The 14,417-nt window shown below is 55.4% G+C and carries 11 protein-coding genes; 5 read left to right on the forward strand and 6 right to left on the reverse strand.

Translation table 11 applies throughout. The features are described 5' to 3' along the window. Positions 1–30: 30 nt before the first annotated feature. On the reverse strand, positions 31–420 hold the full coding sequence (locus PDUR_RS21515; protein WP_042208130.1) for a globin domain-containing protein: 390 nt from the start codon (positions 418–420) through the stop codon (positions 31–33). 511 nt (positions 421–931) lie between these two features. On the opposite strand from PDUR_RS21515, the gene ylbJ reads away from it, so the two are divergent. The 4 genes from ylbJ (at position 932) to PDUR_RS21540 (ending at position 6,103) form a co-directional block, all read left to right on the forward strand. Next, positions 932–2,191: a sporulation integral membrane protein YlbJ gene (gene ylbJ / locus PDUR_RS21525; protein ID WP_407944248.1), complete on the forward strand. Its 1,260-nt coding sequence runs from the start codon at positions 932–934 to the stop codon at positions 2,189–2,191. A 277-nt stretch (positions 2,192–2,468) separates the two neighbouring features. Further along, positions 2,469–3,272 (forward strand): NAD kinase, encoded by an 804-nt coding sequence (locus PDUR_RS21530; RefSeq protein ID WP_042208133.1) that lies wholly within the window; start codon positions 2,469–2,471, stop codon positions 3,270–3,272. Positions 3,273–3,444: 172 nt separating this feature from the next. Then, positions 3,445–4,635: a copper amine oxidase N-terminal domain-containing protein gene (locus PDUR_RS27480; protein ID WP_052410337.1), complete on the forward strand. Its 1,191-nt coding sequence runs from the start codon at positions 3,445–3,447 to the stop codon at positions 4,633–4,635. A gap of 10 nt (positions 4,636–4,645) precedes the next feature. Next, positions 4,646–6,103: a S41 family peptidase gene (locus tag PDUR_RS21540; RefSeq protein WP_081949608.1), complete on the forward strand. Its 1,458-nt coding sequence runs from the start codon at positions 4,646–4,648 to the stop codon at positions 6,101–6,103. A gap of 117 nt (positions 6,104–6,220) precedes the next feature. On the opposite strand, the gene PDUR_RS28275 is transcribed toward PDUR_RS21540, so the two are convergent. Both PDUR_RS28275 and lipA read right to left on the reverse strand, forming a co-directional pair. Next, complete coding sequence (locus tag PDUR_RS28275) at positions 6,221–6,895, reverse strand: YutD family protein (protein WP_081949609.1); 675 nt, start codon at positions 6,893–6,895, stop codon at positions 6,221–6,223. A 45-nt stretch (positions 6,896–6,940) separates the two neighbouring features. Next, positions 6,941–7,846 (reverse strand): lipoyl synthase, encoded by a 906-nt coding sequence (gene lipA / locus PDUR_RS21550; protein ID WP_042208135.1) that lies wholly within the window; start codon positions 7,844–7,846, stop codon positions 6,941–6,943. Positions 7,847–8,066: 220 nt separating this feature from the next. On the opposite strand from lipA, the gene PDUR_RS21555 reads away from it, so the two are divergent. Beyond that, entirely contained in the window at positions 8,067–9,224 is a 1,158-nt protein-coding gene (locus tag PDUR_RS21555; protein WP_233277417.1) for a M23 family metallopeptidase, read from the forward strand. A 79-nt stretch (positions 9,225–9,303) separates the two neighbouring features. Here the strand turns inward: PDUR_RS21555 and PDUR_RS21560 are convergent, their stop codons facing one another. The 3 genes from PDUR_RS21560 to PDUR_RS21570 form a co-directional block, all read right to left on the reverse strand. Beyond that, the gene (locus PDUR_RS21560) at positions 9,304–11,280 is read right to left on the reverse strand and encodes a sigma-54-dependent Fis family transcriptional regulator (protein ID WP_042208136.1); all 1,977 of its coding nucleotides are present in this window, start codon (positions 11,278–11,280) and stop codon (positions 9,304–9,306) included. A gap of 294 nt (positions 11,281–11,574) precedes the next feature. Beyond that, on the reverse strand, positions 11,575–12,960 hold the full coding sequence (gene lpdA, locus PDUR_RS21565) for a dihydrolipoyl dehydrogenase (protein ID WP_042208137.1): 1,386 nt from the start codon (positions 12,958–12,960) through the stop codon (positions 11,575–11,577). Between the two features lie 14 nt (positions 12,961–12,974). Further along, entirely contained in the window at positions 12,975–14,402 is a 1,428-nt protein-coding gene (locus PDUR_RS21570) for a dihydrolipoamide acetyltransferase family protein (RefSeq protein WP_042208138.1), read from the reverse strand. Between the last annotated feature and the right edge of the window lie 15 nt (positions 14,403–14,417).

The raw sequence follows: 14,417 nt of genomic DNA on the forward strand, positions 1-14,417 counted from the left end.
GTGCCCTCATCCTTTCGCGTCAGTCAAGCTTCAATCTCTTTCTCCGGGCATGTTGACAAAATGGCGGGCCGGGCCTGCAAGCCGGTGCAGTACGAGCAATCGGAGCGTCTCTTCTACTCCGATTTCCTCCAGCGCTTCTCCCATACAACCCAGCCACTCCTTCGACCGTTCCTCCGTAATCGGCACATGCATATGACGAGCTCTCATCATTGGCTGGCCATACAGCTCGGAATACAGCTGCGGACCGCCAAAGAACTGAGTGAGGAAACGGTATTGCTTGTCTAAAACGGGGGCGATGTCTGCCGGAAACAGCGGGCCGAGCCGCGGATGCGCCTGCACTTTACTATAAAACACTTCCACCAGTTTGCGCAGCTTCTCGGCCCCTCCCAAATTTTCATATATGCTTTTCTCCGGATTCATTGATGCAACCAACTTTCTGCGACTTTAATAGTATTGGCCTATTCATTATACCAAAATCAGGGTCGTTCAACATCTTGCTAACGCGAAAAACGAGAGAAAAAAATCCTATAGACCTAATAAATAAGCCCTATATTCCAATCCTTTATTCTAAGAAAAAGTACCCATCTCTTAAATGTGAAAAAAAGTTCAAAATTTCCCAAAAAGCCAAAAAAGACGCTAAACGAATGTTTAGCGTCTGCAGCATATTAATAGGTCCGCCAATCCTCATCACCGGGAGAGACGAGGGAGGCCCGGATGACATAAACAAAAGCGCAAACGAGAACGCCGGCAACTACGCTCATCATCATCACTCCATCCCTGAATATTAAAGTTTTCGAAAAGGTGCTTTATTATTTTTTATATTACCACAAATGCAGTAAAAATGCACCACCGATTGTAACCGCTTACTTTATTTTTTTGTACTGTTTGTCCCTCTACATGCATACATCTTACCATAGACCGGGAGGCGTATATGATGACCATAAAAAAGCTAAGCGGCCCTTCTTGGGCCTTGGGACTCGCCGGCTGTATGCTGCTCGTACTGGTTTATCCCGAAGCTTCTCTTAGCGCCGCCCTGCGGGGAATGGCTATCTGGTGGGATGTGCTGTTCCCGTCGCTCTTTCCTTTCTTCGTCATCTCCGAACTCATGCTCGGCTTCGGAGTCGTTCACCTGTTCGGCGCTCTATTTGATCCGCTGATGCGCCCGCTGTTCCGCATTCCAGGCAGCGGCGGCTTCGTGCTGGCGATGGGCTATGTGTCCGGCTATCCGGTCGGAGCCCGGCTGACGGCCAAGCTGCGGGAGCAGAGCTTGCTCACTCGCGTCGAAGGGGAACGGCTTGTGGCTTGTACGACTTCCTCCGATCCGATCTTCCTGCTCGGCGCCGTTTCGGTCGGATTTTTTCATAATCCAGCCTTGGGACCCTGCCTGGCGCTGGCCCACTACGGGAGCGGCCTGCTCGTCGGACTGCTAATGTCCTTTCACGGACGAAGGGAAGAGCGGAGCGCCGCAGCCGGGCAGAAGTCCGCCCCGCTGCGAGGAACGTCCCGATCCCTCAAGCCAGAGAAGGAGCGTCAGGAAGCGGGCCGTCTCCGCACCGCCTTCGCTTCCATGGCCGAAGCGCGCCGCCGCGACGGGCGGACGCTCGGGGAGCTGCTGAAGGGGGCGGTGCAATCCTCTCTGCAGCTTATTATTGTCGTAGGAGGGCTCGTTGTATTCTTCACCGTGCTAATGGAACTGCTGAACCGGGCGGGAGTGATGGCCTTTCTCTTCTCGGTAATCGGGCGGTTTCTTTCGGCTTTAGGTTTTCCCTCGGGGCTGTCCGAGGCGGTAACCAGCGGTTTTTTCGAGGTTACGCTCGGCGCCAAAGCGGCCGGAACCGCGTCCGCCGCACTCCCCTTCAAGGCCGCCGCCGCCGCGTTCATTCTGTCCTGGGGCGGTCTGTCCGTGCACGCCCAGGTTGCCAGCATCTGGAACGGAACAGGGCTCCGTTATCTGCCTTTTGCTGCCGCCCGTATTCTGCATGCTTTCCTCTCGGCCGGACTGACGCTGCTTCTCTGGCGGCCGATGATGGAAGCTTCGCCGGCGCTGGCTCCGCTCTGGATGCCGGGTCCGGCCCTGTACTCACCCGCAGCCGGGTTCATGCTTCTCGCCCTGCTGCTGGCCGGAACCTTGCTGCTGTCGCTTGCGGCGGCCGCCTCCGGCAGAGTCCTGCGGGTTCTTCTTCGGCGCTGAACGGCGGAAGGATTGCTCAAAACCGCGTGCAGCCCAGTAGCGTGCAGCTCGGCAGCGTGCGGCGGAGCAGTACGTGGCCGTTAACCACATGCCATCTCGCTCCGCCCTTCGGGAAAGGCGTTTTCTCCGAAATTTCCTAAAGAACGGCCGCCTCTCTTGAACGAGGGGTTGCGGCCTTTTTTCCGGGTTTAGTCTTTCCCCCCGTTAAACATTGTTTTCCTAAGCAAGATTGATTATGATCGGTGTATGACAGAACCAACAAAGGAGTCTATTCATCTTGAGATATTATGTCCTGGACCGTGGCGATCAACTGTCCATTGATCTCAGTCAGAAGTTTCATAAGCTTGCGGAAGAGCGGGGTCTTCAGCTCGATGCCGAGTCTCCCGAAATCGTAGTGTCCATCGGCGGAGACGGCACAATGCTTCACGCCTTCCATACCTTTATCGATCGGATTCCCGAGCTCGCCTTCGTGGGCGTCCATACCGGCCATCTTGGCTTCTATGCCGACTGGCAGTGCGAGGAACTCTCCACACTGGTCGATTATATGTGCGGAAAGAGCGATCCTGCGCCGCATAAGCCGCGCATCGTCAAATATCCGCTCGTCGAGCTAGAAATCAATAGAAAATCAGGGACAACTTCGCATATCGCCCTTAACGAGTTCACTCTTAAAGGGGTTGAAGGTACGGTAGTTCTCCAGATCGACATTAACGACGAGACCTTCGAGATGTTCCGCGGCGACGGCATCTGTGTTTCTACCCCTTCCGGGAGCACAGCCTACAATAAAAGTCTCGGAGGCGCGATGGTTCATCCTTCGATTGAGGCGCTGCAGATTGCGGAAATCGCGTCGATTAACAATCGGGTGTTCCGGACGATGGGCTCCCCGCTGCTCCTGCCCAAGCATCACCACTGCGATATTTTCTCCCGGAGAGAGCAGAGGCTGATGCTGACCGTTGACCATACCAACTATCCTATTGATGATTTGATTTCTGTCAGATGCCAGGTGTCGGAGAAAAAGGTCAGCTTCGCCCGTTACCGTCCGTTTCCGTTCTGGAAGCGCGTGCGTTCCTCATTCCTGGTGTAGAGTTCTCGTACATACAGCCGGTGCGCGCCCGTGTGCCGGCTGCCGCCGCATGGGCTTTACTTTCGCTTATCAATCTAGCAGGCCTACTATCAAATTGATAGACAGAGTGAGAAACGGGATGGTATAATGAGCCTATTTTACAAATAGTTACATATAGAAGGAGAGAAATTTGTTGAAAAAATGGTTCATTATGCTGGGGGTCTTGTTATTGTCCCTGGCTCTTGCGGTCCCCGCGCTCGCCGCGCCCGCGCCGATCAAGGTTTATATTGACGGCATCCCGGTTTCCTTTTCCTCTGGCTCTCCTTATTTGCAGAACGGCTCCGTTATGGTTCCTTTCCGGGCCGTATTCGAGAAGCTCGGTTTGAAGGTGGGCTGGGACCCCGCTGGCCGCGTAGTAACCGGGACAAGCCCGGAGCTAAGCTTGAAGCTGACCATTGGCAGCAACCGCGCCTCGGTCAACAGCGTTATCCGCAAGCTGCCGGCCGCTCCCGTAGAGTCCGGCGGAACCGCTTATGTGCCGCTGCGTTTTATCGGCGAAGCCACCGGCGGCGGCGTAGTTTGGAACGCGTCCTCAAGAAGCGTCAAAATTACGAGACCCGTATCCAAAACCCAGGATAAAGCGGATATTGTCTCCCTGATCAGCACGCTGACGAGCTATTTTAACTCGGAGAATACAGCAGGGATTACCTCTTTGTCCCAGACCGGCTCCGACTTCGCTCTGAGTCTCAGCGCACTTGAACAATCATTCCGCAATTACGATTTGAAGAGCGAAATCAAAAGCGTCGATATCCTTAGCCTTGAGGCGAACGAAGCTACGGTGGCTACAGTGGAAACCTCCACCCGCATCGGAGGAGCCTATATTCCGGACACGCAGGACGAGTATATCTATACCCTTGTCCGTAATGGATCATGGAAGGTATCGAATATACAGAAGCTGAAGTCGACTCTTCTCATAACGCGGGACCAGGGCATGAAGCCCGCTGAAATGCCGCAAAGCAGCGGCACGGCCATTCAGGAATTGCTCAAACGCCATTATCAAAACCTGAACGACAAAAATGTAGCCGGAACGCTGTCAACCTTAACTTCTTATGGCGAGGATTATGACAACGCGCAGAAAGCGTCCCTGGAGAATTTCTTCAAGACGAATAATCTGGTCTATGCCGTATCCGCTTCAAACGTCTTTTACTACAGTGACAACGAAGCAGCCGTCTATGTCGAGCAGCAGATTACGGATAAGAATGAATCGGCGTCTTACAACCAAACCCTCATTCTGATTCTAAACAAGTCGGCAGAAGACCTCTGGACCATCAGTGACAGCTACACCGTCTCCGATACAACGGAAGCCGGAACAAATAATCCGTAAAGGACGTTATATGATGAGATCATTTAAAAAGTTAACGGCCGCAGCCGCCGGCAGTTGTTTGGCTTTATCGCTTATGCTGTCTCCCGCCGCTTTTGCCGCCGAAGGCAGCAGTGAAACCGCCAGCCAGACCTCTTCGGAAACTGAGTTGATCAATGAGGTTATGCAGTACATAGAGAACTACAACTTGACCGGTGCTGACAGGGACGCCCTGATCCGCGCCGCGATCGACGGTATGGTAAACTCGCTTGACGATCCTTACACCCAGTATTTCAGCAGCGAGGAGAGTAAAGAGCTTCAAAATCAGTTGGCCTTGGATTATGTGGGTATCGGGGTACAATTGGTCTATACGGGTAACGAGCTGTATATCGAACAGATTATGCCCGGATCGCCTGCGGAAAGCGCAGGGCTCAAACGCGGGGATACGATTCTGAAGATTAACGGTGTGAAAATCAGCGAGATCAAGAGCGATCCGATCAGCGGAGAGGCGGGCACCAAGCTCACGCTGCTCATCCAGCGCGGCGGGGTGGCCAAGACTTACACCGTAAAGCGGAGCGAGATCAATTATCCATCCGTTACCGGCAAAATCGTTGGGCCAAAAATCGCCTATATTTCGCTGAACGGCTTCACAGAGGATTCAGACGAAGAATTTGCGGCCGTACTCAAAAATATGCGCGCGGCGGGAATGAAATCCATGGTCCTCGATCTCCGGAACAATGGGGGCGGGTACATGGATTCCGCTTATAACATCGCCTCTCAATTCATCGACAAGGGAATCATGATGTATACTGCGGACAACACAGGCGAGCTTACTCCAGTTACGATTACGGACGGCGCCAAAATGGATGTGCCCGTGGTTATTTTAACGAACGAATATACTGCCAGCGCTTCCGAAGCACTGACCGGGGCGCTGCATGATAATCATCTGGCCACCGTTGTCGGTACCAAAACCTTCGGAAAAGCGCGGATTCAAAGCCTGCTGGACCTGTCGGACGGCGGCCTGCTCAAGCTGACCACGGAACGGTATCTGACTCCAAGCAAAGCCGATTTCAACCATATCGGGCTCTCGCCGGATATTGAGGTAAAAGGCGAGGCGGCGCAGATCATTACCGCCCTTCAGCTTGCGGGCATGAATTCGATTGAAGCCGCTGGCGACAATCACATTCTCGACGTTGGCGGCACCGCCTTTGCCGGCAATGTCGGTCTAGTGAAACAGGGCGGTAAAATCTACGCCTCTGCCCGCGTGCTCTCCGCACTTGTAGAAAGCGATCTGTCATGGGATGCCAAGAACAAGAAGGTCATCGTGACTACCGGGTCCGGCAAAGCGTTCAGCTTTACCATTTCCTCCAAAGAAGCGCTCTCCCAATACGGAGAGACCTTCATCGCTCTGGATGCCTTCAAGAAGAAATTTCCGTCCCTGGTCTGGCGCTATAACCAGACGCAAAATCGTTTGACGCTATCCGTAAAATAAGGGCTATCATTATCCATTATCCGGCCTAAAACAATAAAGGTGACGCCGGCGTTCAGTTGAACGCCGGCGTCACCTTTATTAATGATATCGGCCTTGGGCCACTTAACTTCGAAAGCGTTACGGCTGACCCGCAGGACCTTGGGGCGGCTTCTGCCGAGTATCCTTGGCTTTGGCCTCACGGTTCTGGTGATCCCTGTTTTGGTTCCCCCGCGCCTGATTCTCCCAGCCCTGAGCTTCGCGCGCCTGATTCTCACGCGATCCGTTTTTTTTGCCCTGATAATCCTTGTTCCTGTTATCTCTGCTGCGTTCCTTGAACGGCCTTTCCTTGGGACTAAATTCTCTAACCGGCTGCTCCCGGGAAACCGCCGACTCCGCCTGGAACTTCCTGGAGGATAATTGCGGAATGGCTTCCTTCTTAGAGAAAGCCTCCTGGGGAGCGGCCTCATTGACGTGAACTTCCTTCGCAGTCTCGCCCGGCTCCTTCATCAGAATGTCCCTGGCACTCGGGTCCTTGGGAGCATCCTTCAGTTTGCGGAGGACGAAATAAGCACAACCGAAATTGCAATATTCATTGATATAATCGACCAATCCGCAAATCGCCGTATCCCGGTTCACTTTCGGATGATTATCCCGGTAAAATCCTTTTAGCCGCAGCTGGCTGTAGCCCCAATCGCCGACAATATAGTCGTAGCGGTCAAGCACTTCGCTGTACCTTCCACGAAAGCTTTCCGGATTCCAGCCTTCCTTATGATTCACCATGAGCTCGTAGCTTTTGCCGCCTATAATGATCAAGCAAGACTCGCCTGCCTTTCACAAAAAAATATGTTGCGCCAGCGGTCAGTTCGCCGCCATGCGTTCCTCGCGGGTCTTCGCGGCCGATTCGACCTGCTCATGCGCATGATAGGAGCTGCGCACGAGCGGCCCAGCCTCAACGTGGCTAAAGCCCCGCTTCAGTCCCTCTTCCTTCAGCCGTGCAAACTCCTCCGGCGGATAGTATTTGACAACGTCCAAGTGCTGCGGTGAAGGCTGCAGATATTGGCCCAGCGTAAGGATATCGCAGTCCGCCTCGCGCAAGTCGTCCATCGACTGCAAAATTTCATCCCATTCCTCGCCAACGCCCAGCATAATACTGGACTTGGTCGGAATGTTCGGCTTCATTTCCTTAGCCCGGCGCAGCAGCTCCAGGGAGCGGCGGTACTTCGCCTTGGCCCGCACCCGGTCGGACATGCGCTCAACGGTCTCGATATTGTGGTTCAGAATGTCGGGATTACTGTCCATAACAATCTGGAGACTGTCTTGGTCACCGAGGAAATCGGGAATAAGCACCTCCACGCTGCACAGCGGGAGGCGTCTGCGGATCGCAGCTACCGTCTCGGCAAAAATCTTCGCTCCGCCGTCCTTCAAATCGTCGCGCGCCACGCTCGTTACGACACAGTGCCGCAGCTTCATACCTTCCGCAGCTTCGGCCACCCGTTCCGGCTCCTGAAGATCCAGTTCGGTAGGCATCCCGGTGTTAACCGCACAGAAGCGGCAGGCGCGGGTACAAATATCGCCCAGGATCATAAAAGTAGCGGTACGGTTCGCCCAGCATTCGTAAATGTTCGGGCAGCGCGCCTCTTCGCAGACGGTATGTAAAGTTTTGGAACGCATCATTCCCTTAATATCTTGATAGTTCTCGCCGGTCGTCAGCTTAATCCGAATCCAATCCGGCTTGGGTTGTTTGGCAATTTCTTTTCTTGTCATGGTAGTAAACCCCTCTTCCGACTGAATATGAAAAGCTTTAAAGTTACTGCCTTACATTATAACATGCGCCGTAGGGAAATGCCTGCTTTTGTGAAAGAAGAGTGACAAAATCAATAGCGAGAACGAAATCCTGCGGTATTAAGCATGGATAAAATGCGCGGATTTGTTCAATCTAAGGTAAAGCGTTAGTTCATACGGAAATGAAAGGAGAACTATTACTGTGCCGTTATGGAGCGTAAATACAAGACGGGCACTGCTGTCTCTGTCTGCGGCGGCCCTGCTGTGGGGGAGCCTTGACAATCCGGCAGCAAACGCCGGGCTTGCCGCCCCGAAGGATACAAAGACAACAGCTGCCCCGGAAAAAAAAGATAAGGCGGCGGATAAACCGCAAGCCGCTAAAAGCGGCAGTTCTGCCGCCGGTTCACGGAACACCCTCCGTTCTGCCGGCGCTGGAAACGTCTTTGCCGTCCGCCAGGCGCTATATGATCAAATGAGCGCAGCCACAGGCATTCCTTGGTTCCGTTTTGCCGCCATTGACCAGTACGAGCGTACCCTTGCCAAAAAAAGCAAAGACGGGAGCGGCGAACCTGAGCGGCTCACCGGAATTCATATCCCGGCGCCGGTGTGGTGCGGACCGCTGAATCCCAACCAGGAGGACACCTCACCGGCTTCGATCTCCTTCTTTGGCGGCATTGGCCGCGACGGCTCCGGAGACGGCAAAGCCGTTCCGGAGAACGATCTTGACGCGATGTTCACGATAGCCCGCCACCTGATGAAATACGGCAATTCCGCCAATGACTTCAGCATTGGCGTCTGGGAGTATTACCACAACCCCCGCGCCTCCCAGCGCATCGCCCAATTCGCGAAGCTGTACGATCATTTCGACCGCCTGGATTTGTCGGGCAGCGCCTTTCCGCTCCCGCTCGGCAGCACATATTCCTTCCGCAGCACCTGGGGAACCGGAAGAAGCTGGGGCGGTGCGCGGATCCATGAAGGCACCGACCTGTTCACGCCCCACGGCGTTACTGTGCGGAGCACCTGCTTCGGCATTGTGGAGACCAAAGGCTGGAACCGTTACGGCGGCTGGCGGATCGGCATCCGCGACATTGAGAACCGCTACCATTACTACGCCCATCTGTCCGGTTTCGATAAATCGCTGTCCGCAGGAGATATCGTCATTCCCGGACAGCAACTCGGCTGGGCCGGCAGCTCCGGTTACGGCAAACCGGGCACTCAGGGTAAATTCCCGCCGCATTTGCACTATGGCATATATAAAGACCGCGGGCTCACAGAATGGGCCTTCGATCCTTATCCGCTGCTGAAGCAGTGGGAGAATGCCGAACGGAAGGCGCTGCATAAGAACAAAAAGGGCCGCTGAGGAGAACCCTTATATAGGGCTAGCTGCTGCGCCGTTCTAAGCTGGAGAGAGCATCCGTTTTCCGCCGAAATAGACGGCTTTAGCGTGAAGATTCGTCTCTGACAATGCCGTATTCCGCCAGCTTGCGGTACAAAGTCGACTTGCCGATATGCAGCATCCGGGCGGCCCCCACAACATTGCCGCCGCTTGCGGCCAAGGCGCGGCGGATGCTCTCCATCTCGCTCTGCCGCATACTCTTGACTGCGCAAGGATCGGCAGGTGGGGACGCATGAGCAAGCGCAGGACGCGGGTCCGGGAGGCCGCTCTCCTGCTGCCCGGACGGAATCCAGGCCGCGTCCGATTCGGAAATACAATCCGAGCCGCATAGATAGTAGGCGCGCTGTACCGCGTTTTGCAGTTCACGCGCGTTCCCTCTCCACTGCCGGTCCTGCAGTCTTTCCAGAAATGCGGGGTCAAACCGTTTGGCAGGCCCGGGATTATCCCGATTGCACTTACGCAGGAAGAGCTGGGCAAGCGGAGCGAGATCCTCGGTACGCTCCCGCAGCGGCAGCAGCCTGAGGTTAATGACATTGAGCCGGTAATACAAATCGCTGCGGTAAGTCTTCTGCGCGATTTCCTCCAGCAGATCGCGGTTGGTGGCCGCAATGACCCTGACGTTAAGCGAGCGTTCATGCTTGCCGCCGATCCGCCGGACCTTGTGGTTATCGAGCACCCGCAGCAGCTTGGCTTGAATCTCCAGCGGCAGTTCCCCGATTTCGTCCAGAAATAGGGTTCCTCCATTCGCCAGCTCGAACTTTCCGGGATTGCCTTCACGCAGCGCGCCGGTAAATGAGCCTTTTTCATACCCGAACAGTTCACTCTCTACCAATTCTCTCGGGAGCGCCGCGCAATTAATGGCGATAAACGGCCCGTCCGCGCGCGAGCTGGCGTTATGAATGGACTGGGCAAACAGTTCTTTGCCGGTTCCGCTCTCTCCTTCGATCAGAACCGTGCAGTTCGTTCTGGCGATTTTCCTTGCAAAATCGATCTGTTCCTGCATATAAGGATTATGGGTTATGATATCCTCAAACCGGTAGTTCGCCTTGAAGCCGGCAAGCTGATTGACCTCTCTGCGCACCTGCCTGGCTTCCCGGATCGTGAGCGACGCCCCAATGACCCGATCGCCAAAGGAGTACGGAAAGATATTGGCCATGCAATCGATCTTTCTGCCATTTACCGTAAGCGTGCAATCCGCATAACTGATGCAGCGCTTGTTCCGGAACACGCCGTCCAGATCGACATTCTGCAGCAGTTCCTTAATATCCAGCCTCCGAACCTCTTCCATCCCCAGCATAAAAATCGAGGCCAGCCGTTCATTAAACTGCCTGATCCGGTATTCTGTATCTATGACCAGCAGTCCGTCCTGCATCGACTGAAATACGGCATTCATCAGCTGGTTCGTCTCCAGCACGTTAAGCTGTTCCTCAATGCTGCCTACGGCCGACACGGCAATGCCGAAGGTATGGGGATGGACATCCTCCGCTTTACCCGACAGATCCAGGCATCCGATCAATCTCCCGGAGCTATCATGAATAGGGGCTGCAGAGCAGGTCCAAGCGTGATGCGATTCGCAGTAATGCTCGCCCCCGAGCACCTGTATCGGCATGTCGACGGCCAGCGCGGTTCCGACGGCGTTGGTGCCGACGCTGAGTTCATCCCATTTTGCCCCCTCAAAGAAATTCACCTTCGCGCACTCCGGCTCAATCTCCTTGTTAAGCAGGGTGCTGAGCAGCACTCCATCCTGGTCGGTCAGAACGATGGCGTAAACCGTATCCTTGATCACCTGATAGATGCTGTTCATAATCGGTTTGGCTACGGAAATGAGCAGGCTCTTCTCTTCCATCCGCCGCGCCAGCTCCTCCTTGGATACCTGCACTCCTTTCCCCTGCTGCGGGTTAACCCCGGCCATCCGGCATCTCCTCCATGAAGCGAATATAACAGGCCGTACTCCTTCTGGCAGCTCCCTATGTTCTTCAAAAGCATCCCAGCTTCTCACCGTGGTCGGATAACTGATCATAATAAGACGCCCCCCTTGCCCTTGTATACTTGTAATCGCTTCCACGCAGTAAACATACACTTCCGCCCTGAAGAAACCCGTGTTGTCTAAGGCCAGCATGAATCGACCCACCACGAGCTGGCGATTGCGAGTTAGTTTTGTATGCGCTTACACTTATGCTTTTATTATAAGGGGCCAACTGGGAGCTGATACACGCAAAAAAACGGATAAGATGAACATCTCATGACAATTCCCAATATGGGAAAAGGCAGCGTCCGTTCATCTTATCCGCAGCCTGAAGCAGGGAGGCTTCGCTTAATGCGAATGGATCGCACGGTGATTCACGGCAAGCGCCGCTTCGAGCAAAGCTTCGGAAACGGTAGGATGGGCATGCACCGTCGTTTCGATTTCATCCACCGTCGCTTCCAGCCGAAGCGCCAGCGCGCCTTGCGCGATCATATCCGTAGCTCTTGGTCCGGCGATATGAACTCCTAGAATTTCACCGGTCCGCGCATCGGTTACATATTTGACCAAACCGCCCGTTTCGCCCATAATCATGGATTTGGCGTTAGCCTGAAGCGGGAAGCTTCCCGTCTTTACTTCCAATCCCTGTTCCCGGGCTTCATCTTCGGTTAAACCGACCGAAGCCAGCTCCGGTCTCGTGTACACGCAGGACGGCACTGTCCGGAAATCCACCGGGGACGGCTTCCCCATGATATGCTCCACCGCAACAACGCCTTCCGCCGAGGCGACATGCGCCAGCATGATTCCGCCGACGCAGTCGCCGATGGCGTAAATGGACGGCACCGCCGTCTGCATGTTGCGGTCAACCTCTATGGCGCCCTTCTTGATAGAGACGCCGAGAATTTCCAGCCCGAGTCCCGACGTCATCGGACGGCGGCCGATGGACAGCAGCACTTTCTCCGCTGTGGCGGTAATCGGACCGGAAGGCGAGATCGCCGTTATGGACAGGCCCTCAGGCGTTTGCTCAATTCGCTCAACACGGGTTTCTGTGTGAACGTCCACGCCGGAGGCAGCGAATTCTTTCCGCAGGCATCGGACGATGTCCCGGTCCATCACGGCGATCAGCTCCGGCAGCATCTCGATAATCGTAACCTTGCAGCCGAGGCTGCTGTATATACTCGCGAACTCGCAGCCAATTACTCCTCCGCCGATAATGCAGAGGCTGCCTGGCACCTCCAGCAGGGACAGGGCCTCGTCGCTCGTGATCACAGCGGAAAGCTCCGTCCCGGGAATCGGCACCCGTGACGGCACCGAACCGGTGGCGACGATGGCCCGGTCAAAGGCGATCGTCTGTATGCTTCCGTCTTCTTTGCTCACTTCCAGCTCATGCACGCCGGTAAACCGGCCGGTGCCGATAATCTTGGTCACTTTGTTCTTCTTAAGCAGCGCGTCGATTCCGCCGGTGTTCATCCGGATAATCTTGTCCTTGCGCTTTTGCAGCCTCTTCCAGTCCACCGCAATCTGCGGAACGTCAAGGCCGATTTCGGCTGATTCACGCTTCAGCGCCGTATACAGCTCCGATGTATGCAGCAGCACTTTGGTCGGAATACAGCCGACATTGAGGCAGGTTCCGCCCAAAGCTTTTTTCTCTACCAGCGTCACTTCCGCCCCCAACTGGGCGGCCCTTATCGCGGCAACGTAACCGCCCGGACCGCCTCCCAGCACCACAATTTTCATCCCGCATTCTCCTTTCACAGCAGCAGCAGCGCCGGATTCTCCGCGTACGCCTTAATTCTCTGCATAAACCCGGCGGCAACCGCGCCATCCACCGCACGGTGGTCCGCCGTCAGGCTGAGATTCATCAGCGGCTTGATAACGACTTCGCCGTTCACGGCAACCGGCGTATCGACGATGGCATTTACGCCGAGAATCCCCACTTCAGGCTGGTTGATGATCGGGGAGAAGGATTCCATGCCATACATCCCGAGATTGGTTATGGTAAAAGTGCCGCCGGTCATGTCGGCCGGGGTGAGCGTATTATTCCTCGCGCCTTCGGCAAGAAAGCGCACTTCATCCGAGATTTCGCCCAGGCCTTTCAGATGGGCGTTACGGACAACCGGCACGACCAAACCGCTATCCAGGCCGACAGCCACGCCAATGTGAACCGCGTTTCTCATGACGAGATCGTTTCCTTCGATGGAGCAATTAAGCAGCGGGAATTCGAGCAGCGCTTTGGCGGTAATCACGACCAGCAGATCGGTGTAAGTGATCTTCCGCGAATCCTTCAACTGCCGTCTAAGGGCAGCGAGCGCGGCGGTATCCACCCGCATGTTGTAGGTGACGGCTGGTGAAATATCGACGCTTTCGCGCATCCGTTTGGCAATCACCTTCCGCATGGCGCTCATCGGAACTCGCGACACGGCTTGCTCCTCCGTATCCGCATTCCGTGCCGAAGCTGCTGGCCGGGAGCCGGATACGGAAGCGGGAGCCTGACCTGCGCTTTCGGAGACAGCCCCGCCCGTGGCGGCATAAGTGCGAACATCCTCCTTCATAATTCTGCCGTCCTTGTGGATATCGGCGGGATTTACGCCAAGCGCCGCCGCTTCCTTCGCCGCAGCCGGGGAAATTCTAACCTTCGGCGAGCCGTGCTTGCCGCTCTCGGCATAACGCCGCACGTCGCCGTCCGTTAACCGGCCCTGCGGCCCCGTACCTTTTACCGAAGACAGCTCCACGCCCAGCTCCTTCGCCGTTCGCCGCGCCAGCGGCGAAGCCTTGATCCGGCCTCCGTACGCAGCTGGTTCGTCCTGGGCGGCTTCTTCCTCCGCAGCTTCGGCCTCCGCCCCGGAACTGCCAAAGGCGATTGCCCCGGACCCAGGAGACGCCACTTCTCCTTCCGGCGGCTTGCCGGAAGCGCCCGCCGGAAGCAGCGCAGATATATCCTCGCCCGCGTCCGCAATAATCGCCAGCGGATGAAAGACCTCCACCGTTCCTTCCTCGACCAGAATCTCCCTCAGCACTCCGCTGGTCTTGGCTTCGATTTCATTGGATATTTTATCGGTCTCCACATCGAACAGAATGTCTCCCTGCTCCACTCGGTCTCCCTTGGCCTTCCGCCAATTGGAGACGGTTCCTTCAGTCATTGTCAGCCCCAGCTTGGGTAATACGACAAGTTCAGCCATGACGCACCTCCATGA

The organism is Paenibacillus durus, assembly GCF_000756615.1.
In the GTDB taxonomy this organism is placed as follows: Bacteria; Bacillota; Bacilli; order Paenibacillales; family Paenibacillaceae; genus Paenibacillus_AQ; species Paenibacillus_AQ durus.